A 25,831-nucleotide genomic window follows, 5' to 3' on the forward strand; every position below is an offset into this window, starting at 1 on the left:
GATCGAAAAGATCCGTTTTGTCGCGTGGCTCACATTTTCACGTCGCACCATCACGAACATATGATCTAAATTTTTATAAGAGTTCAATTATGAGCGATAAACGCACTGCGGAAGAAGGACGGTTTGCCGGGCTGGCACTGGCGGAAGAGGAGCTGGTGGCGCGCGTGGCCTGGTGCTACTACCACGACGGGCTGACCCAGAACGACATCGGCGAACGGCTCGGGCTGCCGCGCCTGAAGATCTCCCGCCTGCTGGAGAAAGGCCGTCAGTCCGGGGTGATCCGCGTGCAGATCAACTCCCGCTACGAGGGCTGCCTGGCGCTGGAAACCGAGCTGCAACAACGATTTGGCCTGAAGCTGGTGCGCGTGATGCCCGCCCTGAATACGCCGCCGATGAACGTGCGGCTGGGCATTGGCGCGGCACAGTCGCTGATGGGCGTACTGCAACCCGGCCAGCTGTTAGCGGTGGGCTTCGGTGAAACCACCATGAGCAGTCTGCAACACTTAAGCGGCTTTATCAGCTCGCAGCAGATCCGCCTGGTGACGCTCTCCGGCGGCGTCGGGCCGTATATGACCGGTATCGGCCAGCTGGATGCAGCCTGTAGCGTCAGCATGATCCCCGCCCCGCTTCGCGTGTCATCCGCTGAAGTCGCCGGGATCTTAAAGCGCGAAACCAGCGTGCGGGACGTGATCCTCGCCGCCACCGCGGCTGACGTGGCGGTGGTCGGGATTGGCTCGGTAAACCAGCGCCGTGACGCGACGATACTGCGCTCCGGCTATATCAGCGAAGGTGAACAGCTGATGTACGCCCGTAAAGGCGCGGTGGGCGATATCCTTGGCTATTTCCTCAATGCCGAAGGGGAATGCGTTGAGGAGCTGGAGATCCACAAAGAATTACTGGGCGTCACGCTCGATGAACTGGCGCAGCTGCCCACCATCGTAGGCGTGGCCGGAGGGGAAGAGAAAGCCGATGCGATTTATGCCGCACTGAAAGGTCGCCGTATTAATGGCCTGGTGACGGAAGAGACGACAGCCCGCGCGGTGCTGGCTCTGGCCGGATAAGAGCAGCCCTGCGCCTGACACGAGGCAAGCTCATGAGTTACCTTTTAGCGTTAGATGCAGGGACAGGCAGCGTTCGCGCCGTGATTTTTGATTTACAGGGCAACCAGATTGCCGTTGGCCAGGCCGAGTGGAAGCACCTGAGCGTGGAGAACGTGCCGGGCTCGATGGAGTTCGACCTCGACACCAACTGGCGGCTGGCCTGCCGGTGTATTCATCAGGCGCTGGAGCGCGCACGCCTGAGCGCGGCGGATATTCAGTCCGTCGCCTGCTGCTCGATGCGCGAAGGGATTGTGCTGTACGACCGCAACGGCGAGGCTATCTGGGCCTGCGCCAACGTCGACGCCCGCGCCAGCCGCGAGGTGGCTGAACTCAAAGAGATCCACGACTACCGGTTTGAATCCGAAGTGTATGATGTTTCCGGCCAGACGCTTGCCCTCAGCGCCATGCCGCGCCTGCTGTGGCTGGCGCACCATCGTCCGGATATTTATCGTAAAGCCGCCACCATCACCATGATCAGCGACTGGCTGGCGGCGAAGCTCTCCGGTGAGCTGGCGGTCGATCCGTCCAATGCGGGCACCACCGGCATGCTGGATCTCTTCTCCCGCGACTGGCGTCCGGCGCTGCTCGACATGGCCGGGCTGCGCGCCGATATCCTCTCCCCGGTGAAAGAGACCGGCACCGTGCTGGGCGCTGTCACCAAAGAGGCCGCGCAGCAGAGCGGCCTGCGCGAAGGCACACCGGTGGTGATGGGCGGCGGCGACGTGCAGCTGGGCTGTCTGGGGCTGGGCGTGGTGCGCGCCGGACAAACGGCGGTTCTCGGCGGCACCTTCTGGCAGCAGGTGGTGAATCTGCCGCAGGTGCGCACCGACCCTGAGATGAACATCCGCGTAAACCCGCACGTCATCCCCGGCATGGCGCAGGCGGAGTCGATCAGCTTCTTTACCGGGCTAACCATGCGCTGGTTCCGCGACGCCTTCTGCGCCGAAGAGAAGCTGATTGCCGAACGAATGGGAATGGACACCTACTCCCTGCTCGAAGAGATGGCGAGCCGCGTCCCGGCGGGCTCCCACGGCGTGATGCCGATCTTCTCCGACGCGATGCATTTTAAGCAGTGGTATCACGCAGCGCCGTCGTTTATTAACCTCTCCATCGACCCGGAAAAGTGCAACAAAGCGACGCTGTTCCGCGCGCTGGAAGAGAACGCGGCCATCGTCTCGGCCTGCAACCTGGCGCAGATTTCCCACTTCTCCGGCGTGACGTTTGAGAGCCTGGTGTTTGCGGGAGGCGGGGCCAAAGGCGCCCTGTGGAGCCAGATTTTAAGCGACGTTACCGGGCTGCCGGTGCGCGTGCCGGAAGTGAAGGAAGCAACGGCGCTGGGTTGCGCGATTGCGGCAGGTGCTGGCGCGGGGTTGTTTGCGGATATGGCTTCGACGGGCGAGCGGCTGGTGAAGTGGAGCCGCGAGTTCACGCCGAACCCGCAGCACCGCGAGCTGTACGACGGCATGATGCAGAAATGGCAGGCGGTGTATGCCGACCAGCTTGGGCTGGTGGACAGCGGGCTGACGACGTCGATGTGGCAGGCACCGGGGCTGGTGCGGGCATCCCCCTCACCCCGGCCCTCTCCCTAAGGGAGAGGGAGATTAAGTCCCCTCTCCCTGTGGGAGAGGGTTAGGGTGAGGGCATCAGGCCACACCAATATTTGAATCCCATCACATTCACTGCATTCCCCTTTTCCCTTTTACTCCCCGCTGGCTAAATTAGTAACTCATCCGACCACATAACAATAATTTTACACTGGAAGAGACTATGAGCCGCTACCCGTCGCTATTCGCCCCCCTCGATCTTGGGTTTACCACCCTTAAAAACCGCGTGTTAATGGGCTCAATGCACACCGGGCTGGAGGAGCGTCCGGACGGGTCTGAACGTCTGGCAGCCTTCTATGCCGAGCGCGCGCGCCACGGGGTGGCGCTGATTGTCACCGGCGGCGTAGCCCCTGCTCCTACCGGGGTGACGATGGAGGGCGGCGCGGTGTTGAACGATGCGTCACAGCTGCCGCACCACCGCATTGTGACCGACGCGGTCCACCGCGAGGGCGGCAAAATCGCCCTGCAAATTCTGCATACTGGACGCTACAGCTATCAGCCGAACCTGGTTGCCCCCTCGGCTATTCAGGCGCCGATTAACCGCTTTACTCCCCATGCCCTCAGCCACGACGAGATCCTGGCGCTGATAGACGATTTTGCCCGCTGCGCGGCGCTGGCGCGGGAAGCGGGCTACGACGGCGTTGAGGTGATGGGCTCGGAAGGCTATCTGATCAACGAATTCCTCGCCGCACGCACCAACCAGCGCGACGACGAATGGGGTGGCGACTATGCCCGCCGGATGCGTTTTGCCGTGGAGGTGGTGCGCGCGGTGCGTGAACGTGCGGGTGCGGATTTTATTATCATCTTCCGCCTGTCGATGCTCGACCTGGTGGAGGGCGGCGGCACGTTCGACGAAACCGTGCAGCTGGCGCAGGCGATTGAAGCCGCTGGCGCCACCATCATCAACACCGGGATTGGCTGGCACGAAGCGCGCATCCCGACCATCGCTACGCCGGTGCCGCGCGCGGCGTTCAGCTGGGTAACGCGCAAGCTGAAAGGCATAGTCTCCGTTCCACTGGTCACCACCAACCGCATTAACGATCCGCAGGTGGCGGAGGATGTGATCTCACGCGGCGATGCCGATATGGTATCGATGGCGCGCCCGTTCCTCGCGGATGCCGAACTGCTCTCCAAAGCGCAAAGCGGCCGTGCGGACGAGATTAATACCTGCATCGGCTGCAACCAGGCGTGTCTGGATCAGATCTTCGTCGGCAAGGTCACCTCCTGCCTCGTTAACCCCCGCGCCTGCCATGAAACCAAAATGCCGATCGTTCCTGCGGTCAACAAGAAGCGTCTGGCCGTGGTGGGTGCAGGGCCGGCGGGCCTGGCGTTTGCAGTCAATGCCGCCTCGCGCGGGCACAGCGTGACGCTGTTTGATGCGCTGGCGGAAATCGGCGGGCAGTTTACTATCGCCAGACAGATCCCCGGCAAAGAGGAGTTCTACGAAACGCTGCGCTATTACCGCCGGATGATCGAGGTGACGGGCGTCGATCTGCGGCTTAAACAGTTTGTCAGCGCGGCGGATCTGATCGGTTTCGACGAGGTGATCCTCGCGAGTGGGATCGCCCCGCGCACGCCAGCGATCGAAGGCATCGATCATCCGAAGGTATTGAGCTATCTGGATGTATTAAGGGACAAAGCGCCGGTTGGCGAGAAGGTGGCGATCATCGGCTGCGGCGGGATCGGTTTTGATACCGCGATGTATTTAAGCCAGCCGGGCGAAGCCACCAGCCAGAACATCGCTGAGTTCTGCGTGGAATGGGGCATTGATACCAGCCTCAGTCAGTCCGGTGGTTTACGCCCGGAAGGTCCGCAGCTGCCGAAAAGCCCGCGTCAGATCGTGATGCTCCAGCGTAAAGCCAGCAAGCCGGGTGAAGGGCTGGGGAAAACCACGGGCTGGATCCACCGCGCCACCCTGCTCTCGCGCGGGGTGAAGATGATCCCGGGGGTGAGCTACCAGAAGATCGACGACGACGGGCTGCACGTGCTGATCGGCGGCGAACCGCAACTGCTGCGCGTGGATCATGTGATTTTGTGCGCCGGGCAGGAGCCGAAGCGGGATCTGGCGGATCCGCTGCGTGAGGCGGGGAAAACGGTGCATTTGATCGGCGGGTGCGATGTAGCGATGGAGCTGGATGCGCGGCGGGCAATTGCGCAGGGGACGAAGTTAGCTCTGGCGATCTAGGGCATTGCCGGGCGGCGCTTCGCTTGCCCGGCCTACGGGCTAGAGGCCATTGTAGGCCCGGTAAGCGAAGCGCCACCGGGCATCAGGCCGCACATACCCAATCTTACCGACGACGCCCCAGCTTCACCGATTTCAGCACCACGAATTTGTTATTGGTGGCAATGGTGACGCAGTTGCCGAAAATCTTCTTCAGCTTGTGGAAGTAGTCCAGGTGGCGGTTGGCCACGATATACAGCTCGCCGTTGATTTTCAGGCAGCGGCGCGCGTGGTGGAACATCTCCCACGCGACGTTATCCGTCAGGGCGTGCTTCTGGTGGAACGGCGGGTTACAGAATACCGCGTTGAAGCGGAAAGGCTCTACGCCCGACAGCGCGTTATTGATCATAAACTCGCAGCGATCCAGTGCCTCCGGCAGGTTGGTTTCCACGTTCAGACGGCTGGACGCCACCGCCATTGGCGATTCGTCGCTGAACACCACGCTGGCCTCCGGGTTCTTCGCCAGCAGCGTCAGGCCAATCACGCCGTTACCGCAGCCGAGATCAACGATTTCCCCTTCCAGGTTTTCCGGCAGGTGTTCCATAAAGAAGCGTGCGCCGATATCCAGACCGGTGCGGGAGAAAACGTTCGCGTGGTTGTGGATGGTCCAGTCGGTACCTTCCAGTTTCCAGCTCAGCGTCTCCGGCGCGTCGGCCAGCGCCGGTGCGCTGAAGGTACAGTTGATCAGGCGCGCTTTTTTCCAGGCAAGCGTAGTGGTGGTCGGGCCGAGCACTTTCTCGAACAATTCCAGCGTCGAGGTGTGAATATCGCGCGCTTTGGCACCCGCGATAATACGCGTATCCGGCGTGACGACCTTACGCAGCGCGCGAAGCTGCTGCTCCAGCAGCGCCATGGTTTTGGGCACTTTAATCAGCACCACGCCCGGCGCCTGCGGGTAGTCCGCGGTGCTGTCGAGGAACTTCACGCTGGATTCGTCGATATCGTTGTGACGCAGGTTTTCACGCGTCGCCAGCTCGCTTAAGTAAGAATCGCCGATACTGTAAGGCGCATGTTCCGCCAGCGCGCAGGCCAGCGCGCCAAACGCGTCATTCAGGATCAGAACCGGGCCGCTGATTTCAGTCCCATCCAACTGTTGCAGCAGATATTCATCCGCCGCTTCCCACGCCTGAAGCGGGTTAACGTCGTCCGTTTCCGGGAAACGTTTAAGGTTGAGTGAACGGAAACCGTTGTCTAAGTGGCTCATCGGCCCTCCTGAATGGTAAAATTTGGCGTATCCCTGAAAAGGGTGCGTGAGTATACCCGTTTTCACACTATTTTGGGGTTTTGATGAACCAGCTGACTTATCTCCAGGGCTATCCGGAGCATTTACTTTCCCAGGTTCGTGACCTGATTGCCGCGGGAAAGCTCGGTGCGGTGCTGGAAAAACGCTACCCGGGCACGCATGATTTCGCGACTGACAAAGCCCTCTGGCAGTATACGCAGGATCTGAAAAACCAGTATCTTAAGAGCGCTCCGCCGATCAACAAGGTGATGTACGACAATAAGATCCACGTGCTGAAAAACGCGCTCGGCCTGCATACCGCCATCTCCCGCGTACAGGGCGGCAAGCTGAAGGCCAAAGCGGAGATCCGCGTCGCGACCGCCTTTCGCAATGCGCCGGAAGCCTTTCTGCGGATGATCGTGGTGCACGAGCTGGCGCACCTGAAAGAGAAAGAGCACGACAAAGCGTTCTACTCACTGTGCTGCCATATGGAGCCGCAGTACCACCAGCTGGAGTTTGATACCCGTTTGTGGCTGACGCATTTATCGTTAAAGAGTAATGCGCAGTAGCGCACGCGAAATGTCATGATGACGTGCTACAGTGGCTTTAGGTTCCCTGCTACGGAGTACGTAAACGTTTATGATACGTTTCGCAGTCATCGGTACGAACTGGATCACGCGCCAGTTCGTCGACGCCGCCCACGAAACCGGCAAATATAAGCTCACCGCAGTCTATTCCCGCAGCCTTGAGCAGGCGCAGAGTTTTGCGAATGACTACCTGGTTGAACATCTGTTCACCTCGCTCGATGAGATGGCGCAAAGCGACGCCATTGACGCGGTCTATATCGCCAGCCCGAATTCTCTGCACTTCCCGCAAACGAAGCTGTTCCTCAGCCACAAAAAGCATGTGATCTGCGAGAAGCCGCTCGCCTCGAATATTGAGGAAGTGGAAGCCGCCATTGCGCTTGCCCGCGAAAACCAGGTGGTGCTGTTTGAAGCGTTCAAAACCGCCAGCCTGCCGAACTTCCTGCTGTTGCAGCAATCGCTGCCGAAAATTGGCAAAGTGCGTAAAGCCTTTATCAACTACTGCCAGTATTCCTCGCGCTACCAGCGCTACCTGGACGGCGAAAACCCGAACACCTTTAACCCGGCCTTCTCGAATGGCTCGATTATGGATATCGGTTTTTACTGCCTGGCCTCTGCGGTCGCCCTGTGGGGTGAACCGCACGGCGTAACCGCCACCGCCAGCCTGCTGGAAAGCGGCGTGGATGCACACGGCGTTGTGGTGCTGGACTACGGTGATTTTAGCGTGACGTTGCAGCACTCGAAGGTCAGTGACTCCGTACTGCCAAGCGAAATTCAGGGCGAAGACGGCTCGCTGGTGATCGAAAAAATCTCCGAATGCCAGAAGCTAAGCATCGTTCCCCGCGGCGGCAAAGCGCAGGAGCTGACGCAGCCTCAGCATATTAACACTATGCTCTATGAGGCAGAGGTCTTCGCCCGTCTGGTAGAAGACAACGAAGTGAACCACCCGGGGCTGGCGATCAGCCGCACCACGGCGAAGCTGCAAACGGAGATCCGCCGACAGACTGGCGTGATCTTCCCCGCAGACGGCGTGAATGTGGAAGCCGTCGCGTAAAACTGTGTAATGAAATCGTGCAGACCATTGACGAAACCGATGGTCTGACATAATTTGTTACCTGCAAAGGGGAGTAACTTCTTCGCCGGTGGATCGTCATTACGATGCGTGCAAAACCGCATCCGGTCGCCGGGCAACCTTCGTGGTTGTAAGTGAGACCTTGCCGGAAGGCGAGGTCTATGCATAAAAAGCTAACGGCTATCGTCTTCTGACCATGGCCGTTTTTGTTTTTTATGTTTAAGGAAAATAGTATGCATTCTGTCGGCACTCCAATGCTGTGGGGCGGATTCGCGGTTGTCGTGCTCATCATGCTGGCAATCGACCTCTTTTTGCAGGGTCGTCGCGGCGAGCACGGCATGAGCGTCAAGCAAGCCGCCGTCTGGTCGCTGGTATGGGTTACCCTCTCACTCCTCTTCTGCGCCGCCTTCTGGTGGTATCTGGCCTCAACCGAAGGCCGCGCGGTGGCCGATCCTCAGGCACTCGCCTTCCTCACCGGCTATCTGATTGAAAAAGCGCTGGCGGTTGATAACGTCTTCGTCTGGCTGATGCTGTTCAGCTACTTCGCCGTGCCTGCGGCTCTGCAACGTCGCGTGCTGGTGTACGGCGTGCTGGGCGCTATTGTCCTGCGTACCATCATGATCTTCGCCGGTAGCTGGCTGATTACCCAGTTCGAATGGCTGCTGTATGTATTTGGCGCGTTCCTGCTGTTCACCGGGGTAAAAATGGCGCTGGCGAAAGAAGACGATACCGGGATCGGTGATAAGCCGCTGGTGAAGTGGATCCGGGGTCATCTGCGCATGACGGACAAGATCGAGAGCGAGCATTTCTTCGTGCGTAAGAACGGCCTGCTGTTCGCCACCCCGCTGCTGCTGGTGCTGATTCTGGTCGAACTGAGCGACGTGATTTTCGCGGTGGACAGTATCCCGGCTATCTTCGCGGTCACTACCGACCCGTTCATCGTGCTGACCTCAAACCTGTTCGCCATCCTCGGCCTGCGTGCGATGTACTTCCTGCTGGCGGGTGCGGCAGAGCGCTTCTCAATGCTGAAGTACGGTCTGTCGGTGATTCTGGTGTTTATCGGTATCAAGATGCTGATCGTCGATTTCTACCATATTCCGATCGCCATTTCGCTCGGCGTGGTGTTTGGCATTCTGCTGGTGACGCTGATTATCAATACCTGGGTTAACCGCCAGCACGATAAGAAGCAGCAGGCTTAGTGCGTTTTGCCCGGTGGCGCTACGCTTACCGGGCCTACAACGTCACCCCGTAGGCCGGGTAAGCGCAGCGCCACCCGGCACTTTCGTTAACCAATAGTTAAAAAACATGACGCAACACGTAAAATCCAGCATTTTACGCTTCCGCCTTTCGCTGCTTTCCCTGATACTCAACCAGGCAAACAAATACTTACATCCGGACACAAATGTGACTTAGAGCACATCCAGGATGGAACGCAATTTCACTCAGGAATAACGTATGAGCACACAATCACGCGGTCTGTTCGCGCGCCTGGCGCAGGGCAGTCTTGTAAAACAAATTCTGGTCGGGTTGGTACTGGGTATTCTGCTGGCGATGGTGTCAAAACCTGCCGCGGAAGCGACGGGGCTGCTCGGCACCCTTTTCGTTGGCGCACTGAAGGCCGTCGCCCCGGTACTGGTGCTGATGCTGGTGATGGCGTCGATTGCCAACCACCAGCACGGACAAAAAACCAACATTCGCCCTATTCTGTTCCTGTATCTGCTGGGAACCTTCTCTGCTGCCTTAACGGCCGTGGTGTTTAGCTTCCTGTTCCCGTCCACGCTGCACCTGACCAGCGCGGCCGGTGATATCACCCCGCCGTCCGGGATTGTGGAAGTGCTTCGCGGTCTGCTGATGAGCATGGTCTCTAACCCCGTCACCGCGCTGATGAACGCGAACTACATCGGCATCCTGGTCTGGGCGATCGGTCTGGGCTTCGCGCTGCGTCATGGTAACGAGACCACGAAAAACCTGGTGAACGATATGTCCAACGCTGTCACCTTTATGGTGAAGCTGGTGATTCGCTTTGCGCCAGTCGGGATCTTTGGTCTGGTCTCCTCCACGCTGGCAACCACCGGTTTCGATGCACTGTGGGGCTACGCGCAGCTGCTGGTCGTCCTGGTCGGCTGTATGCTGCTGGTGGCGCTGGTGATCAACCCGCTGCTGGTGTTCTGGCAGATCCGCCGCAACCCGTATCCGCTGGTGCTGACCTGCCTGCGTGAAAGCGGCGTGTATGCCTTCTTCACCCGCAGCTCGGCGGCAAACATTCCGGTCAACATGGCGCTGGCGGAGAAGCTGAATCTGGATCGCGATACCTATTCGGTGTCGATTCCTCTGGGTGCAACCGTGAACATGGCAGGTGCGGCGATCACCATCACCGTGCTGACGCTGGCGGCGGTGCATACGCTGGGCATTCCGGTGGATCTGCCAACCGCGCTGCTGCTGAGCGTCGTTGCATCACTGTGTGCCTGTGGCGCCTCCGGCGTGGCGGGCGGCTCGCTGCTGCTGATCCCGCTGGCCTGTAACATGTTCGGTATTCCGAACGAGATTGCCATGCAGGTTGTCGCGGTCGGCTTCATTATCGGCGTATTGCAGGATTCCTGCGAAACCGCGCTGAACTCCTCTACCGACGTGCTGTTTACCGCGGCGGCCTGTCAGGCGGAAGATGCGCGTTTAGCGAAGAACGCGCTGCGCAGTTAAAAAGAAAAGCCCGGTGGCGGCTACGCCTTACCGGGCCTACAGGGTTCAGTAGGTCGGGTAAGCGCTAGCGCCACCCGACAAAGCACTTATAGCGTCACACCACTCTTAAAGATCGCCAGCTCGCGGAAGTCGTTCTTCTCGTTGCAGGTCTGCCTGCCGCTGGCAAATTCCACAATCGTGTCCACGAATTCGCTCAGCAGCTGCGGCATCGCTTTGCCGTGGATCAGCTGGCCGGCATCAAAGTCGATCCAGTGTTTTTTCTTCGCCGCCAGCTCGCTGTTAGTGGCGATTTTCACCGTTGGCACAAATCCGCCGTACGGCGTGCCGCGCCCGGTACTGAACAGCACCATGTGACAGCCCGCTCCCGCCAGCGCACTGGTGGCGACCGCATCGTTGCCCGGTGCGCTCAGCAGGTTCAGACCGTGCGTTTTCAGCCGTTCACCGTAGCGCAGCACGTCCACTACCTGGCTGGCGCCCGCTTTCTGGGTGCAGCCCAGGGATTTCTCTTCCAGCGTGGTGATCCCTCCCGCCTTGTTACCCGGCGACGGGTTCTCATAAATCGGCTGGTTATGGGCGATGAAGTACTGTTTGAAATCGTTGACCATGGTGACGGTCTTCTCAAAGGTCTCTTCGTCGCGGCAGTGGCTCATCAGAATGCGCTCTGCGCCGAACATCTCCGGCACTTCGGTCAGCACTGTCGTGCCACCGTTGGCAATCACGTAATCTGAGAAGCGGCCCAGCATCGGGTTAGCGGTAATGCCGGAAAGCCCGTCAGATCCGCCGCACTCCAGGCCAAACTTCAGTTCACTCAGCTTGCCCGGCTCGCGCTTGTCGTGACGCATCACCTCATACAGCTGGTGCAGCTGTTCAACGCCCGCTTCCACTTCGTCGTCCTGGTGCTGACACACCATAAAGTGCACGCGCTCAGGATCGAACTCGCCCAGCGTGTCGCGGAAGGCGTCGACCTGATTGTTTTCACAGCCGAGGCCAATCACCAGCACCGCCCCCGCGTTCGGGTGACGCACCATATTTTGCAGCATGGTGCGGGTATTGATGTGGTCGTCGCCCAGCTGGGAACAACCGTAGGTATGGCTGAACAGATGCACGCCGTCGGTGCCTTCAGCATTGTTGGTCTCTTTCAGGAAACGCGTCTGAATTTGACGCGCGATCCCGTTCACGCAGCCGACGGTCGGGAGGATCCACAGTTCATTGCGGATCCCCACCTCCCCGCTGGCGCGGCGGTAGATCTGCACCTCACGATCGGCCGCCTGTCCTTCTTCTGCCTGGAAGTCAGGTTGATAGCTGTACTCGTCCAGATCGCTGAGATTGGTGCGGGTATTGTGGGAATGAATGTATTCACCCGGCGCAATATCCGCCAGCGCATGACCGATGGGCAAACCGTACTTCACCACGTTCTCCCCTTTCGCGATGGGGATCAGGGCAAACTTATGTCCACGTCCAATGGCCTGGCGTAACGTCACCGACTGGTTGTCGAAGGTCACTTCCGTCCCTTCGGCTAAATCGGCCAGCGCGACGGCAACGTTATCCAGCGAATGGATTTTGATGTATTGCATATCAACCTCAAACGGCCTTAGTTCAGTTCAATGGCGAAGTAGTCACGCGCATTGTTAAAGCAGATGTTTCTCACCATTTCGCCCAGCAGCTGGATATCCGCTGGCGCTTCGCCCGCGTGCACCCAGCGGCCAATCATCTGGCACAGAATGCGGCGGAAATATTCATGGCGGGTATAGGAGAGGAAACTGCGGCTGTCGGTCAGCATGCCAACGAAGCGGCTCAGCAGGCCGAGCTGCGCCAGCTGCGTCATCTGACGCTCCATGCCGTCTTTCTGATCGTTAAACCACCAGCCGGAACCGAACTGCATCTTGCCCGGCATCCCTTCGCCCTGGAAGTTGCCGATCATAGTGCCCAGCACTTCGTTATCGCGCGGGTTCAGGCAGTACAGAATGGTTTTTGGCAGCAGGTTTTGCTCGTTCTGTTTGCTCAGCAGTTTTGACAGCTCTTCCGCCATCGGACGGTCGTTGATGGAGTCAAAGCCTACGTCCGCGCCCAGCAGTTTGAACTGACGCTGGTTGTTATTACGCAGCGCGCCGATGTGATACTGCTGAACCCAGCCGCGACGGGCATATTCCGCACCGAGGAACACCAGCACCGCGGTTTTAAACTGCGCCACTTCGTGCTCGCTCAGGGCTTCGCCGGAGAGACGACGCGCCAGAATACTGTCCAGCTCAGCTTCACTGGATTCCGCGAACAGCACTACGTCCAGCGCGTGGTCAGACACTTTACAGCCGTGTGCGGCAAAGTGATCCAGACGTTTGGTCAGCGCGGTTTGCAGATCGCCAAAGCGACGAATGTCGGTATCCGAAACTTCCGCCAGCTTCGCCATGTAGTCGTTAAAGGTCGGCAGCTCGATGTTGAAGGCTTTATCCGGGCGCCAGCTTGGCAGCACTTTGATGTCAAACGTGCTGTCCTTCGCGACAACCGCGTGATGTTCCAGAGAGTCGACCGGATCGTCGGTGGTGCCCACCATCTTCACGTTCATCTGCTGCATGATGCCGCGCGCCGAGAAGCTATCCTGCGCCAGCAGTTCGTTGCACTGATCCCAGATTTCATCCGCCGTGGCGGGAGAGAGCAGCTTGCCGGTGATACCAAACGGACGACGCAGTTCGAGGTGCGTCCAGTGGTATAACGGGTTACCGATGGTGTGAGGAACGGTAGCGGCCCAGGCGTCAAACTTCTCGCGATCGGTCGCGTCGCCGGTACACAGGCGCTCGGCCACGCCGTTGGTGCGCATTGCACGCCATTTATAGTGGTCACCCTTCAGCCAGATATCATACAGGTTTTTGAAACGGTAATTTTCGGCAACCTGCTGCGGCGGTAAATGGCAGTGGTAGTCGAAAATCGGCTGGTCTTTTGCGTAGTCGTGGTACAGGCGGCGAGCAAATTCGGTATCTAGCAGAAAATCGTCGGTCATAAACGGTGTCATTATCGTCTTCCTCATTACGGGAGCGTCAGAAAGCTTATGTTCAGATGCTGCAAAGTTATCACACCAATTTCCAGAGTCCGACGTTTTTTTCGTGAGTTAGATCAATAAACGTCGACAAATAAATTACCCTCAAAGGGGTAAACCCTCTCGCAGACCGCGCCAGTTCTGGCTTTGCGCACGCCGCATAATGTCCCTACAAAGATTCACACTTTTGTGATGTCACTCACCTTTTAAAGTTGTATGACAAGTTATCTTTTCGCCGTCGCAAACTATAAGCCGACGGAATGCATTACCGGTGTTTGATACATCGGATTTAACGGTACGGAAGCCGACTTAGCACGATTACTTATGGCAAGGTTCGGGCCGTTCCGGGACAGGTTCCCGGTTACGCCCCTCCCGTTACAGAACAACTCCCGGCAACGGTTGAGTTGTTGCCGTGTCCCGACACGGAAATAACATAACGATGAGGTTTTACATGCGTAAAATTAAAGGGTTACGTTGGTACATGATCGCACTGGTGACGCTCGGCACCGTGCTGGGCTACCTGACACGTAACACCGTGGCAGCAGCGGCGCCAACGTTGATGGAAGAGTTACATATCTCCACGCAGCAATACTCTTACATCATTGCGGCTTACTCTGCCGCTTACACCGTAATGCAGCCTGTTGCAGGTTATGTTCTTGATATTCTGGGTACAAAAATTGGTTATGCCTTCTTCGCTGTAGCCTGGGCCGTCTTCTGTGGGGCGACCGCGCTGGCCGGCAGCTGGGGCGGACTGGCGCTGGCGCGTGGTGCGGTAGGTGCTGCCGAAGCAGCGATGATCCCCGCGGGACTGAAAGCCAGCTCTGAATGGTTCCCGGCAAAAGAGCGTTCAATCGCTGTCGGTTACTTCAACGTGGGCTCCTCCATCGGGGCGATGATTGCTCCGCCACTGGTGGTGTGGGCGATTGTGATGCACAGCTGGCAGATGGCGTTCATCATCTCCGGTGTGCTGAGCTTTGCCTGGGCCATGGCGTGGCTGATCTTCTATAAACACCCGCGCGATCAGAAAAAGCTGTCTGACGAAGAACGTGACTACATTATTAATGGTCAGGAATCTCAGCATCAGACCGACAACGGCAAAAAGATGTCCGTCTGGCAGATCCTGGGCACCCGTCAGTTCTGGGGTATCGCTCTGCCACGCTTCCTGGCAGAACCGGCCTGGGGTACGTTTAACGCCTGGATCCCGCTGTTCATGTTTAAAGTTTACGGCTTTAACCTGAAAGAGATCGCGATGTTCGCCTGGATGCCAATGCTGTTTGCAGACCTGGGCTGTATCGTCGGCGGCTACCTGCCACCGCTGTTCCAGCGCTGGTTTGGCGTGAACCTGATTGTGTCCCGTAAGATGGTGGTCACCATGGGCGCCTTGCTGATGATCGGCCCGGGCATGATCGGCCTGTTCACCAGCCCTTACGTGGCTATCGCCCTACTGTGTATCGGGGGCTTTGCTCACCAGTCTCTTTCCGGTGCGCTTATTACGCTCTCGTCCGACGTGTTTGGTCGTAACGAAGTCGCTACCGCCAACGGCCTGACCGGGATGGCCGCCTGGACCGCAAGTACCCTGTTTGCGCTGGTGGTCGGCGCGCTGGCAGATACGATTGGTTTCAGCCCGCTGTTCGCGGTACTGGCTATCTTCGACCTGATGGGTGCGGTGGTTATCTGGACGGTGCTGAAGAGCAAATCCGCCGATGAACTGGCGAAAGAGTCCCTTGGGGGACCGGCGACGCAGAGTTAGCGTTGTTGTGCCGGGTGGCGGCTACGCCTTACCCGGCCTACAAAACCCATAGGCCCGCGCAAGCGCAGCGCCACCCGGCAAAATCTTCTCAAAAGCCGCCTCCGGGCGGCTTTTTTCATGGCGAAATCTGGAGAGTGGCACGCAAAAGTGGTATAACAAATCATTCGCCGTACCCTGCCTGGAGCGCATATGGAAATCACCGAATCACGTCGTTTATATCAACAACTTGCCGCCGAGCTGAAAGATCGCATCGAGCAAGGGGTCTATCTTGTCGGTGATAAACTTCCCGCTGAGCGTTTCATTGCGGATGAAAAAAGCGTCAGCCGTACGGTGGTCCGCGAAGCCATCATCATGCTGGAAGTGGAAGGATATGTTGAGGTACGCAAAGGTTCCGGCATTCATGTGATTTCCAGCCAGGCGAAACACTCCCCCACCCCGGACGAAAGTCTGGAGTTTGCCAGCTACGGTCCGTTTGAGCTTCTCCAGGCTCGCCAGCTGATTGAAAGCAACATTGCGGAATTTGCTGCGACGCAGGTGACCAAACAGGACATCATGAAGCTGATGGAAATCCAGGATCACGCGCGTAAAGAAAAATGTTTCCGCGATTCCGAATGGGACCTGCAATTCCACGTCCAGGTCGCCCTTGCGACTCAGAACACGGCGCTGGCGGCAATCGTTGAAAAAATGTGGACTCAGCGCGTTCACAACCCGTACTGGAAGAAATTACACGATCACATTGATTCCCGCACGGTAGATAACTGGTGTGACGACCACGACCAGATTCTTAAGGCTCTGATTCGTAAAGATCCGCATGCGGCGAAACTGGCAATGTGGCAGCACCTGGAGAACACCAAACAGATGCTGTTTAATGAAACAAGTGATGACTTTGAATTTAACGCTGACCGCTACCTTTTTGCCGATAATCCGGTCGTTCACCTCGATACCGCGACCAATCTCGCAAAATAATCCCCCGAACGGCTGGCAGGCGCACCGCCGCGCCTTCCGGCCAGACAGGGTAAGAAAACCTCTATAGTGTCAGCCTTTGTAAAATTTCTCGCTCCCCTCCGTGGCTTACGCCAAAATCGTGTTTCCCCTCAAATTCTGTGACGCAGAACGTCGGGCTTTGTTACAATTGGATTCACTTCGTTATTTTGTAAGTTAGTGCTTGCTAACCAGCCAATTAACAGGGAACAGTGTTGGCCACACATCAATGTGTCCGCGAGCGACCATAATGAAATCATAACAATGTCGCCGTGCTGTTTTCCCGAATGACAGGCGTGACGTTAACCGATTTCCAGGAACACTGAATGGAACTTTTGACCCAACTACTGAACGCCCTCTGGGCTCAGGATTTCGAAACGCTGGCCAACCCGTCCATGATTGGCATGCTCTACTTTGTGTTATTTATGATCCTGTTCCTTGAGAACGGTCTGCTGCCTGCTGCCTTTTTACCCGGCGACAGCCTGCTGGTGCTGGTCGGGGTGCTCTGTGCAAAAGGGGCGATGGCTTTCCCGCAAACGGTCCTGCTTTTGACCATTGCCGCCAGCCTGGGCTGCTGGGTGAGTTACATTCAGGGGCGATGGCTGGGTAACACGCGAATCGTTCAGAACTGGCTTTCGCACCTTCCGGCCCATTACCACCAGCGAGCGCACCACCTTTTCCATAAGCATGGGCTTTCCGCCTTACTGATCGGCCGCTTTATCGCATTCGTACGCACCCTGCTGCCCACCATTGCGGGCTTGTCCGGCCTGAGCAGTACGCGCTTCCAGTTCTTTAACTGGATGAGCGGCTTGCTGTGGGTGCTGATCCTGACCACGCTCGGCTACGCGCTGGGTAAAACGCCGGTCTTTATGAAATATGAAGATCAGCTGATGTCTTGCCTGATGCTGCTGCCCGTCGTTCTGCTGGTGTTTGGCCTGGTCGGGTCCCTGGTCGTACTGTGGAAGAAGAAATACGGAGCCAGGGGTTAACGATGGTCATCTCCCCGCTCGCGCTGCGCCGCTTCTCTTACGCTATCGTCGCGCTGATGATGTTCAGCGCTCTTATCCTGCTGTGGTCTGCGCTACAGCATCAGGAGTCGACGCTGGCTATCCGTCCTGTGAGCCAGGGAACCAGCGTGCCGGATGGTTTTTCCATCTGGCATCATCTGGACGCAAACGGGATCCGCTTTAAGAGCATCACGCCGCAAGACGATGTGCTGCTGATAAAATTTGACTCCAGTGCGCAAAGCGCCGCGGCGAAAGCCGTGCTGGACCGCACGCTGCCGCAGGGTTACATCATTGCGCAACAGGATGATGACAGCCACGTAGCCTCCTGGATGTCACGGTTACGCGACACGTCGCATCGATTTGGTTAACGACTAAGATTCCGAATATTTTCACCTACTTTGGTGAAACTCCCGTTTACTTACTATGCTTAAGTACGCGGAGCACCCCTCAGATGTTCTCCGCATAGTTCTGGAACACGGTTTACGCCGTAACACAATGGAAGGTTTCTATAATGAAATACCGCATCACTCTGGCTCTGGCCCTTTTTTCTTTAAGCACAGCTTCCTTCGCTATGTCTCTTTGTCAGGAGAAAGAACAGGATATCCAACGCGAAATCAGTTATGCCGAAAAGCATAACAATCAGCACCGGATCGACGGGCTGAAAAAAGCGTTGAGCGAAGTGAAAGACAACTGTACGGACAGCAAGCTGCGTGCCGATCATCAGGAAAAAATCGCTGAACAGAAGGACGAGATAGCCGAGCGCCGTCAAGACCTACAGGAAGCGAAAGAGAAAGGTGATGCGGAAAAAATTGCCAAGCGCGAGAGGAAGTTGCAAGAGGCGCAGGACGAACTGAAAGCGCTGGAAGCTCGCGATTATTGAGTTAACGGAAATCTCAACAGGAGAGAATCATGTCAAAAGATACAACTTCAGAAAATCTGCGCGCTGAACTGAAATCCCTGGCGGACACCCTGGAAGAGGTGCTGAACTCTTCTGCGGATAAATCGAAAGAAGAAGTAAGTAAACTGCGCAGCAAAGCGGAGCAGGCACTGAAAGAGAGCCGTTACCGTCTGGGCGAAACCGGTGACGCGCTGGCGAAACAAACCCGCGAAGCGGCAGCGCGCGCAGACGAATATGTACGTGATAATCCATGGACGGGTGTAGGTATTGGCGCCGCAGTGGGTGTGGTGCTGGGTGTCCTGCTGACGCGTCGTTGATTATGGAAGATCCACGTCACGCACAAGGGCCTGCTAAAAACGTCCTCGGCATCGGCCAGCGTATTCTTACGACGCTGGTCGGGATTGCCGAAACGCGCGTCCGGCTTGCGGTAGTGGAGCTGGAAGAGGAGAAAGCCAACCTCTTCCAGATGCTGCTCATGCTTGGGCTTACGATGCTCTTTGCCGCGTTTGGTCTGATGAGCCTGATGGTGTTAATCATCTGGGCTATCGATCCACAGTATCGTCTGAACGCGATGATTGCGACTACCGTGGTTCTGCTGGTGGCGGCGCTGATAGGCGGTATCTGGACCCTGCATAAAGCGCGCACGTCGACCTTCCTGCGCCATACGCGCCAGGAGCTGGCCAACGACCGCGCCCTGCTGGAGGATGATAAGTCGTGAGCGACAAAGCCGAACGTCAAAAGCGGAAAGCGTATCTGTTGAGCCAAATCCAGCAGCAGCGGCTGGATTTGTCTGCCAGCCGTCGAGACTGGGTTGAAGCCACGCATCGGTTTGACCGTGGCTGGAACACGGTCCTGAGCCTGCGCTCATGGGCGCTGGTCGGCAGCAGCGTGATGGCGATCTGGTCGGTTCGGCATCCTAACATGCTGATCCGCTGGGCACGCCGCGGCTTTGGCGCCTGGAGCGCCTGGCGTCTGGTGAAAACCACGCTGCGACAACAGCAGTTGCGCTAGCCTTCTTGCCGGGTGACGGCTACGCCTTACCCGGCAAAACCCCCTCCCTTACTCAATATCTTTGAAGAAGATTAACAGTTTTCCTTGCTAACATTTGCCATCCGCCCCGTTTACACTCCTCTCCATCGACAGCAAAGACGCGGTATCTACCCGAATTTGCAAGCAAATAACGTTTAGCCGCTGATGTGGTTTCCTGGAGAGTAAAATGAAAAAATTAGAAGATGTTGGTGTACTGGTAGCGCGTATTCTGATGCCTGTTCTGTTCATCACCGCAGGCTGGGGCAAAATTACCGGCTATGCGGGTACTCAGCAGTATATGGAAGCGATGGGCGTGCCGGGGTTCCTGCTGCCACTGACCATTCTGCTTGAGTTCGGCGGCGGCCTGGCAGTGCTGTTCGGTTTCCTGACCCGCACTACGGCGCTGTTCACCGCAGGCTTTACCCTGCTGACCGCGTTCATCTTCCACAGCAACTTTGCGGAAGGCGTGAACTCCCTGATGTTCATGAAAAACCTGACCATCGCGGGCGGCTTCCTGCTGCTGGCTATCACGGGTCCGGGCGCCTACAGCATCGACCGTCTTCTGAATAAGAAGTGGTAAGCAGGCTATACTGATTACATTCAAAGCGAGGAGACATCTCCTCGCTTTTGCTATCTGACGGAGGAGTAAAAAATGGGACAACTCGTAGACGGCGTCTGGCAGGATGTCTGGTATGACACCAAATCCACCGGTGGACGCTTTAAGCGCTCTGTTTCGGCCTTCCGTAACTGGCTGACCGCCGACGGCGCACCCGGCCCGAGTGGCGAAGGGGGCTTTGCGGCGGAAAAAGATCGTTATCATCTGTATGTTTCTCTCGCCTGTCCGTGGGCGCACCGCACGCTGATTGTGCGCAAACTTAAAGGTCTCGAATCGTTAATTCCGGTTTCGGTGGTCAACCCGCTGATGCTGGAAAACGGCTGGACGTTCGACAGTGGCTTCCCGGCCGCGACGGGTGATGAGCTTTATCATCACGATTTCCTGTATCAGCTCTATCTGCGCGCCGATCCGCACTACACCGGACGCGTAACGGTGCCTGTGCTGTGGGACAAGAAAAACCAGACGATCGTCAGCAATGAATCCGCTGAAATCATTCGCATGTTCAATACCGCGTTTGACGCGCACGGTGCCCGCGCCGGGGATTACTACCCGGTTGAGCTGCGCGAGAAAATTGACGAGCTGAACGGCTGGATCTACGACAACGTTAACAACGGCGTCTACAAAGCGGGCTTTGCCACCAGTCAGGAAGCGTACGACGAAGCGGTCGGCAACGTGTTTGGATCCCTGGAGCGCCTGGAGCAGATCCTCGGCCAGCATCGTTATTTAGCGGGCGATCGCCTCACCGAAGCAGACATCCGCCTGTGGACGACGCTGATCCGCTTTGATCCGGTATATGTCACCCACTTCAAGTGCGACAAGCATCGCATCAGTGATTACCTGAACCTGCACGGTTTCCTGCGCGACATCTATCAGATGCCGGGGATTGCGGAGACGGTCAATTTTGATCATATTCGCACCCACTATTTCCGCAGTCATAAGACCATCAACCCAACGGGCATTATCTCCATTGGCCCGTGGCAGGACCTGGATGAACCGCACGGGCGCGACGTGCGTTTCGGATAATTATTTAGGGAATCAATTGATTCCCTTTTTTAATTCACAGCATACATCTATCCTTACCTCGATCGCTTAGAAAACAAGTGATTGACTGATTAAGAGGCAAGGAAAAATGGACTGGTATTTAAAAGTACTGCGCAACTACGTTGGATTTGGTGGCCGTGCCCGCCGTAAAGAGTACTGGATGTTCGTTCTGGTGAACTTCGTCCTGATTATGGTGCTGGGCATTGTGGACAAGATCCTCGGCTGGGAACGCGAGGGGGGTGAAGGCATTCTCACCACCATTTATGGTGTGTTAGTTCTGCTGCCATCATGGGCCGTACTGTTTCGTCGTCTTCACGACACCGATCGTTCGGCGTGGTGGCTGCTGTTGCTGTTGATCCCGCTTATCGGCTGGATCGTGATTTTGATTTTCAACTGTCAGAGCGGAACGCCGGGCGAAAACCGCTTTGGTCCGGATCCTAAGGCAAGCGCGTAAATTCTGCCCGGTGGCGCATACGCTTACCGGGCCTACGCTTATTTGTTGTGGTGGGCAAAGAGCTTGGGAATTTCACGCAAACACCACGATTTGGCTTCGCCCATGCTGTCGCGACGCCACGCCATAATGATATCCACTTCGCTGGTGTATTCCGGGCTGACGACGCGCAGCCGCCCTTCTGCAATGTCCTTTTCGACAAACGGATACGGCATAGTCGCCACGCCCAGCCCCGCCAGGAGTGCCTGTCGCTTATCTTCCAGCGACGTTACCGTCAGTCGCGGCTGTTTATCCAGCAACTGTACCGTTAACACCGGGCGCTCTCGGGCGGTATCCGCGACCGCCACGCCGCGGTATTTCACGCGCGTGACCTCAGAGAGCGGCTCCGGCTCCTGATGGATCGGGTGATCCGGGGCGGCGACGTAGACGTTCATCACGCTGTACAGTTTGCGCGAATTGATTTCTGAAGATGAGCGGAAATGCATGTCCGGCGCAATCACGATATCCGCCCTGCCCGTCTCAAGACGCTCCCACGCCCCGGCCAGCACCTCGGTGATGATCGACAGCTGGGTATTGGCTTTCGCGGCCAGTCTGTCCACCAGCGGGAACAGCGCCTCGGTGGGCACCAGCGCTTCGGTCACCAGCGTCAGATGGGTTTCCCAGCCGCGGGCCAGCGCTTCGGCATCGGTCGTCAGCTTATCCGCCGCTTCCAGCAATACGCGGCCGCGCTCCAGCAGCATCCGCCCAACGTTGGTGAATTTTGTTCGATGACCGGAGCGATCGAAGAGCACAACATCCAGCTCCTCTTCCAGCTTTTGCATGGTGTAGCTCAGGGCAGACGGAACGCGCCCCAGTTCATCTGCCGCCGCGGCAAAGCTGCCGCGCCTGTCAATCGCGTCCATGACGCGAAGCGCCTCAAGCGTCAATGCTCTCTCTTTAGCCATCTCGTTCTCATTCAGGAAATTTGAACATACCAGGCAGAATATCTGGCTAACAATGCAGCGTCCATACCTTTACCATTGATTTAGTGTAAAGAGAGGTCAAGTTTATGATTACGACAAGAACAGCGAAACAGTGCGGACAAGCCGATTTCGGTTGGTTGCAGGCCCGCTACACCTTTTCCTTTGGACACTACTTTGACCCTAAACTCCTCGGTTACGCTTCACTGCGCGTATTGAATCAGGAAGTGCTCGCCCCGGGCGCGTCCTTCCAGCCGCGCACGTACCCTAAAGTCGATATCCTGAACCTGATCCTGGAAGGCGAGGCAGAATACCGCGATAGCGAGGGCAATCATGTCCAGGCGAAGGCTGGCGAGGCGCTGTTAATTTCCACGCAGCCAGGTATTAGCTACAGCGAGCATAACCTCAGCAAAGATAAAACGCTGACCCGCATGCAGCTGTGGCTGGATGCCTGTCCGGAGCGGGAAAATCCGCTGGTGCAAAAAATCGATCTGAAGGGCGGTAAACAGCAGCTGATTGCCTCGCCAGACGGCAGCAAAGGCAGCTTGCAGTTGCGCCAGCAGGTGTGGTTGCACCATATCGAACTGAAAAAAGGTGAACAGGCGAGCTTCCAGCTTCATGGCCCGCGTGCCTATTTGCAGTCCATTCACGGAACGGTGCATGCGGTCACGCATACGGAAGAGAAAGAAGCGCTCACCTGCGGTGACGGGGCGTTTATTCGTGACGAAGCGAATATCACCCTGGTTGCCGATACGCCGCTGCGCGCGCTGCTGATTGATTTGCCGGTTTAAGATCAACACGCCCCCTCGCTCGATCGGTTCCCTCTCCCTATGGGAGAGGGTTAGGGTCAGGGGTAACGGGTTGGATTAAATCACAACACCTTACTCGCCATAATCTCAATGATCTGCCGGTCCGTCGCCTGCATTGAGCGGCACGCCAGGGCGCACAGGTTAGAGATAGACTGTTCCACGTCGTGCGCCACAATCCCCTCGTTACCCGTCACCGCAGTATCATCCAGCGCCATCATCACGGCTTTCCAGGCGCTGGTGACGCTGGTCGAGACCTTCATTGCGCAGCTGTTAGAGGCCCCATCGCAGATCATCCCGCTCACGTCGCCGATCATACTGCCGATCGCCATGGCAATGGTCTGGTAAGATCCGCCCATCAGCCACGCCATCCCCGCCGCAGCCCCCATTCCGGCCGTTGTCGCCGCGCACAACGCGGACAAGCGCGGAAGCTGGTAGTGGATATAGATAGCCGACAGATGCGAGAGCATCAGCGCCCGCGCCAGCCGTTCGTCATCGGCCTGAACGTGCTCAGCCACCACCACTACCGGCATGGTGGCGGTGATGCCCTGATTCCCGGAACCCGAGTTGCTCATCGCCGGCAGCGTCGCGCCTCCCATGCGGGCATCCGAGGCTGCGCTGGTGCGGATAATAATGTCTGATCCCAGATCCTGCGCCATCCAGCCGCGTGCGCGCTGTTTATCGAGCGTCGCGCCAATATGCAGCCCCCAGTTGCCACGCAAACCTTCGCGGGAGAGCGCATCGTTCAGCCGCCCCGCATCGAGGATAAAGCGGATCGCGTCGAACGGCACCTGCTCTACAAACTCAAGGATCTGCGACAGCGTGGTGGTCGAGAGCACCGCCAGCGGATCGTCGTTGTTCTGGCTCTGACGATCGTCAAGCCTGAAGCGCGTTTCGCCCTGACAAACTACCTCCACCACGCGAGTGTGTCCGCCAGCGATGGTCACCATCGCCGAGGATTCACCGACGTAAACGCAGGCGCGTGAATAGAGGATCTCCTCGCACGGCTCCTGCAATTTCACCTGCACCAGACCCGCGTTCAGCAGTGCTTTGGCGCGCGTTAGCGCCTCGGCCGACGCGTCTTTCAACACCTCCAGCCCGGCGTGTGCATTACCGCCTGTCGCCCCCAGCGCGGCTGCGATGGGTAAACCGACCATACCGGTGCCGGGCACCGTTACGCCAAGCCCGTTTTTCATCAGGTTCGGCGATACCCACGCCTCGATACGCGTCACCTCGCCGTCAAGCTGTCCGGCAGCCATCGCGCACGCCAGCGCCAGCGAGACGGGTTCGGTACAGCCCAGCGCAGGCTTTACCTCTTCCTGCACAGCGCGAATAAAATGGTTCCATAAAGGATTAATTTGCTCAGACATCGTTACGACCTTATTTAACCTCATGAGAAGGCGAGGAAAGGAGAAACACAAAGCAGCAGCCCGGTAATCACAATAATCACCAGCGATACGCCTTTATATTTATGAAGTGCGGGCACTTTGTAGACCAGCCACGCCGGAATTAAGCAGCCCACCATCCCGAAAATAGGGCTACAGATGGAGGTGAAGCTCAGCACCGGCGCGTTTAACACAATCGCGCTCCAGGCCAGCAGGATAGCGAACAGCATAATCCCGCGCTGGACGGTGCTTTCATTGATTTTCTCCGCCGGCATTTTGCGGCGCAGGATGTTCATCACGATGCCCTGCGTCGCCTCACGAAAGCCGAGATAGACGCCAAAGAACGCGGTCATCACGGCAAAAATGTTGAGGATCACGCTGACGATTTTGACCCAGCCCGCACCGTCACCGCTGATGAACTGTGCTGCGATTGCCAGGGCGGAAATATTCTGCTCGTAGGCTTTTACCGCCTCGTCGTGCCCCATCGCCAGCGTAAAGGAGACCGCGTAGAAAAAGACCGTCACAAACAGCACGCCAAAGGCGATATTCATTGCCCGCAGCGCTTTATGACGCGCCACCTCAACGGATTTTTCCCGTGAACGATAGGAAATCACCATCGGGCTTAATGTCTGAATAAACAGAATGGAGGTTAAGGTGAAAGGCAGCGTAATAATGGCGTTTTTAATCAGCAGGCCCATCGGCGGCAGCATACCGACATTGGCTAAATGCCAGAGGCCAATCATCGAAAGCCCCAGCGCCGCCACCACAAATAATTTGGTCAGCACCATCAGGCTGGAGACTTTAAACAGCAGTTTTTCACCGCGCGACGAAATGGCGACCAGAATGCAGATCAGGAATAAGCCGTAGAACGGATTTTCCGACAGCAAACCGTCGGTTACGCCGAAGGTGTGTAGGTAGGATGCGCTGTCGTTGGTGATAGCCGTGGAATAGACAAACATCCAGATCACCAGCATCACGAAATAAAGCGCACCCAATAAGATGCCCCAGTTTTTACCTAAATAACCGCTAATGACGCTCGGGTAATCTTTGCATTCCGGTGATTCCGCCAGCGTATTAATAAACAGGCGCTGGAACAGGTACATAGCCGGATAACCAATTATCGACGAGAGTAAAAACACCCACAGCCCCATTAACCCGACCTGCACAGGAAGAAAAACGATGCCCGCGCCGATAGCCATCCCGATACTCATGATGACCCAGCCCGTATCGGTGCTGTCGAATTTGATCGCCTCTCGCCATTCGCTTTCGCTCATTCCCGCCCGCCTTGCCGCAGGGGAATCACTCACAATCACACTGCTGTTTGTTGCCATATTCATTGGGCACTCGCTTATTTTGTAGGGTAACTGGTTGTTTTTATAA

25 protein-coding genes are annotated in these 25,831 nt (G+C 57.2%); 19 read left to right on the forward strand and 6 right to left on the reverse strand.

Annotated features, from left to right (window positions below):
- Window positions 1-89: 89 nt before the first annotated feature.
- The 3 genes from lsrR (at window position 90) to O1721_RS00535 (ending at window position 4,889) form a co-directional block, all read left to right on the forward strand.
- A complete protein-coding gene (gene lsrR, locus O1721_RS00525; RefSeq protein WP_015571933.1) occupies window positions 90-1,061 on the forward strand; it encodes a transcriptional regulator LsrR in 972 nt (323 codons plus the stop codon).
- A gap of 32 nt (window positions 1,062-1,093) precedes the next feature.
- Entirely contained in the window at window positions 1,094-2,689 is a 1,596-nt protein-coding gene (gene lsrK, locus O1721_RS00530; RefSeq protein WP_032649620.1) for an autoinducer-2 kinase, read from the forward strand.
- A 178-nt stretch (window positions 2,690-2,867) separates the two neighbouring features.
- The gene (locus O1721_RS00535) at window positions 2,868-4,889 is read left to right on the forward strand and encodes an NADPH-dependent 2,4-dienoyl-CoA reductase (protein ID WP_032649623.1); all 2,022 of its coding nucleotides are present in this window, start codon (window positions 2,868-2,870) and stop codon (window positions 4,887-4,889) included.
- Between the two features lie 103 nt (window positions 4,890-4,992).
- Here the strand turns inward: O1721_RS00535 and rlmG are convergent, their stop codons facing one another.
- Complete coding sequence (gene rlmG, locus O1721_RS00540; protein ID WP_032649625.1) at window positions 4,993-6,129, reverse strand: 23S rRNA (guanine(1835)-N(2))-methyltransferase RlmG; 1,137 nt, start codon at window positions 6,127-6,129, stop codon at window positions 4,993-4,995.
- An 83-nt stretch (window positions 6,130-6,212) separates the two neighbouring features.
- Here rlmG and O1721_RS00545 point away from each other — a divergent pair, with 83 nt between their 5' ends.
- The 4 genes from O1721_RS00545 to sstT all read left to right on the forward strand — a co-directional run bounded on the left by O1721_RS00545 (window position 6,213) and on the right by sstT (window position 10,500).
- A complete protein-coding gene (locus tag O1721_RS00545) occupies window positions 6,213-6,716 on the forward strand; it encodes a YgjP-like metallopeptidase domain-containing protein (protein ID WP_017694291.1) in 504 nt (167 codons plus the stop codon).
- 70 nt (window positions 6,717-6,786) lie between these two features.
- A complete protein-coding gene (locus O1721_RS00550) occupies window positions 6,787-7,785 on the forward strand; it encodes a Gfo/Idh/MocA family protein (RefSeq protein ID WP_003862623.1) in 999 nt (332 codons plus the stop codon).
- A 251-nt stretch (window positions 7,786-8,036) separates the two neighbouring features.
- Window positions 8,037-9,002 (forward strand): TerC family protein, encoded by a 966-nt coding sequence (locus O1721_RS00555; protein WP_017382424.1) that lies wholly within the window; start codon window positions 8,037-8,039, stop codon window positions 9,000-9,002.
- A 256-nt stretch (window positions 9,003-9,258) separates the two neighbouring features.
- Window positions 9,259-10,500, forward strand: a complete 1,242-nt coding sequence (sstT, locus tag O1721_RS00560; protein ID WP_017382425.1) for a serine/threonine transporter SstT — start codon at window positions 9,259-9,261, stop codon at window positions 10,498-10,500.
- A gap of 86 nt (window positions 10,501-10,586) precedes the next feature.
- On the opposite strand, the gene O1721_RS00565 is transcribed toward sstT, so the two are convergent.
- Complete coding sequence (locus tag O1721_RS00565) at window positions 10,587-12,074, reverse strand: UxaA family hydrolase (RefSeq protein ID WP_015571940.1); 1,488 nt, start codon at window positions 12,072-12,074, stop codon at window positions 10,587-10,589.
- A gap of 17 nt (window positions 12,075-12,091) precedes the next feature.
- Window positions 12,092-13,504 (reverse strand): glucuronate isomerase, encoded by a 1,413-nt coding sequence (gene uxaC / locus O1721_RS00570; protein ID WP_017382427.1) that lies wholly within the window; start codon window positions 13,502-13,504, stop codon window positions 12,092-12,094.
- A gap of 475 nt (window positions 13,505-13,979) precedes the next feature.
- Between uxaC and O1721_RS00575 the strand changes: the two genes are divergently transcribed.
- The 11 genes from O1721_RS00575 to O1721_RS00625 all read left to right on the forward strand — a co-directional run bounded on the left by O1721_RS00575 (window position 13,980) and on the right by O1721_RS00625 (window position 21,304).
- Window positions 13,980-15,278, forward strand: coding sequence for an MFS transporter (locus tag O1721_RS00575; RefSeq protein WP_015571942.1), 1,299 nt, complete (start codon window positions 13,980-13,982; stop codon window positions 15,276-15,278).
- 189 nt (window positions 15,279-15,467) lie between these two features.
- Window positions 15,468-16,244: a transcriptional regulator ExuR gene (gene exuR / locus O1721_RS00580; RefSeq protein ID WP_003862635.1), complete on the forward strand. Its 777-nt coding sequence runs from the start codon at window positions 15,468-15,470 to the stop codon at window positions 16,242-16,244.
- A 341-nt stretch (window positions 16,245-16,585) separates the two neighbouring features.
- Window positions 16,586-17,248: a DedA family general envelope maintenance protein YqjA gene (gene yqjA / locus O1721_RS00585; protein WP_003862638.1), complete on the forward strand. Its 663-nt coding sequence runs from the start codon at window positions 16,586-16,588 to the stop codon at window positions 17,246-17,248.
- 2 nt (window positions 17,249-17,250) lie between these two features.
- Window positions 17,251-17,634 carry an EnvZ/OmpR regulon moderator MzrA gene (gene mzrA / locus O1721_RS00590; RefSeq protein WP_003862640.1) on the forward strand — a complete coding sequence of 128 codons (384 nt, stop codon included), beginning with the start codon at window positions 17,251-17,253 and terminating at the stop codon, window positions 17,632-17,634.
- A 143-nt stretch (window positions 17,635-17,777) separates the two neighbouring features.
- Entirely contained in the window at window positions 17,778-18,146 is a 369-nt protein-coding gene (locus O1721_RS00595; RefSeq protein WP_017382428.1) for a DUF1090 domain-containing protein, read from the forward strand.
- A 29-nt stretch (window positions 18,147-18,175) separates the two neighbouring features.
- Window positions 18,176-18,481, forward strand: a complete 306-nt coding sequence (locus O1721_RS00600; RefSeq protein WP_003862645.1) for an ElaB/YgaM/YqjD family protein — start codon at window positions 18,176-18,178, stop codon at window positions 18,479-18,481.
- 2 nt (window positions 18,482-18,483) lie between these two features.
- Window positions 18,484-18,882: a phage holin family protein gene (locus O1721_RS00605; RefSeq protein WP_003862647.1), complete on the forward strand. Its 399-nt coding sequence runs from the start codon at window positions 18,484-18,486 to the stop codon at window positions 18,880-18,882.
- Window positions 18,879-19,175: a YqjK-like family protein gene (locus O1721_RS00610; protein ID WP_003862649.1), complete on the forward strand. Its 297-nt coding sequence runs from the start codon at window positions 18,879-18,881 to the stop codon at window positions 19,173-19,175. The genes O1721_RS00605 and O1721_RS00610 overlap by 4 nt, the downstream gene beginning before the upstream one ends.
- A gap of 205 nt (window positions 19,176-19,380) precedes the next feature.
- Window positions 19,381-19,773, forward strand: a complete 393-nt coding sequence (locus O1721_RS00615) for a DoxX family protein (protein WP_006812075.1) — start codon at window positions 19,381-19,383, stop codon at window positions 19,771-19,773.
- A gap of 72 nt (window positions 19,774-19,845) precedes the next feature.
- Window positions 19,846-20,832 carry a glutathione S-transferase family protein gene (locus O1721_RS00620; protein ID WP_017382429.1) on the forward strand — a complete coding sequence of 329 codons (987 nt, stop codon included), beginning with the start codon at window positions 19,846-19,848 and terminating at the stop codon, window positions 20,830-20,832.
- Window positions 20,833-20,938: 106 nt separating this feature from the next.
- Window positions 20,939-21,304, forward strand: a complete 366-nt coding sequence (locus O1721_RS00625) for a DUF805 domain-containing protein (protein WP_015571946.1) — start codon at window positions 20,939-20,941, stop codon at window positions 21,302-21,304.
- Between the two features lie 38 nt (window positions 21,305-21,342).
- On the opposite strand, the gene yhaJ is transcribed toward O1721_RS00625, so the two are convergent.
- Window positions 21,343-22,245 (reverse strand): DNA-binding transcriptional regulator YhaJ, encoded by a 903-nt coding sequence (gene yhaJ, locus O1721_RS00630; protein ID WP_003862655.1) that lies wholly within the window; start codon window positions 22,243-22,245, stop codon window positions 21,343-21,345.
- 104 nt (window positions 22,246-22,349) lie between these two features.
- Between yhaJ and O1721_RS00635 the strand changes: the two genes are divergently transcribed.
- A complete protein-coding gene (locus tag O1721_RS00635) occupies window positions 22,350-23,051 on the forward strand; it encodes a pirin family protein (RefSeq protein WP_017382430.1) in 702 nt (233 codons plus the stop codon).
- A gap of 80 nt (window positions 23,052-23,131) precedes the next feature.
- On the opposite strand, the gene O1721_RS00640 is transcribed toward O1721_RS00635, so the two are convergent.
- Both O1721_RS00640 and O1721_RS00645 read right to left on the reverse strand, forming a co-directional pair.
- Window positions 23,132-24,436: an L-cysteine desulfidase family protein gene (locus tag O1721_RS00640; protein ID WP_032649629.1), complete on the reverse strand. Its 1,305-nt coding sequence runs from the start codon at window positions 24,434-24,436 to the stop codon at window positions 23,132-23,134.
- A gap of 20 nt (window positions 24,437-24,456) precedes the next feature.
- Window positions 24,457-25,788 carry an SLC5/6 family protein gene (locus O1721_RS00645; protein ID WP_017693942.1) on the reverse strand — a complete coding sequence of 444 codons (1,332 nt, stop codon included), beginning with the start codon at window positions 25,786-25,788 and terminating at the stop codon, window positions 24,457-24,459.
- Window positions 25,789-25,831 lie beyond the last annotated feature (43 nt).

The organism is Enterobacter cloacae complex sp. HYC033_NIDB, assembly GCF_056673335.1.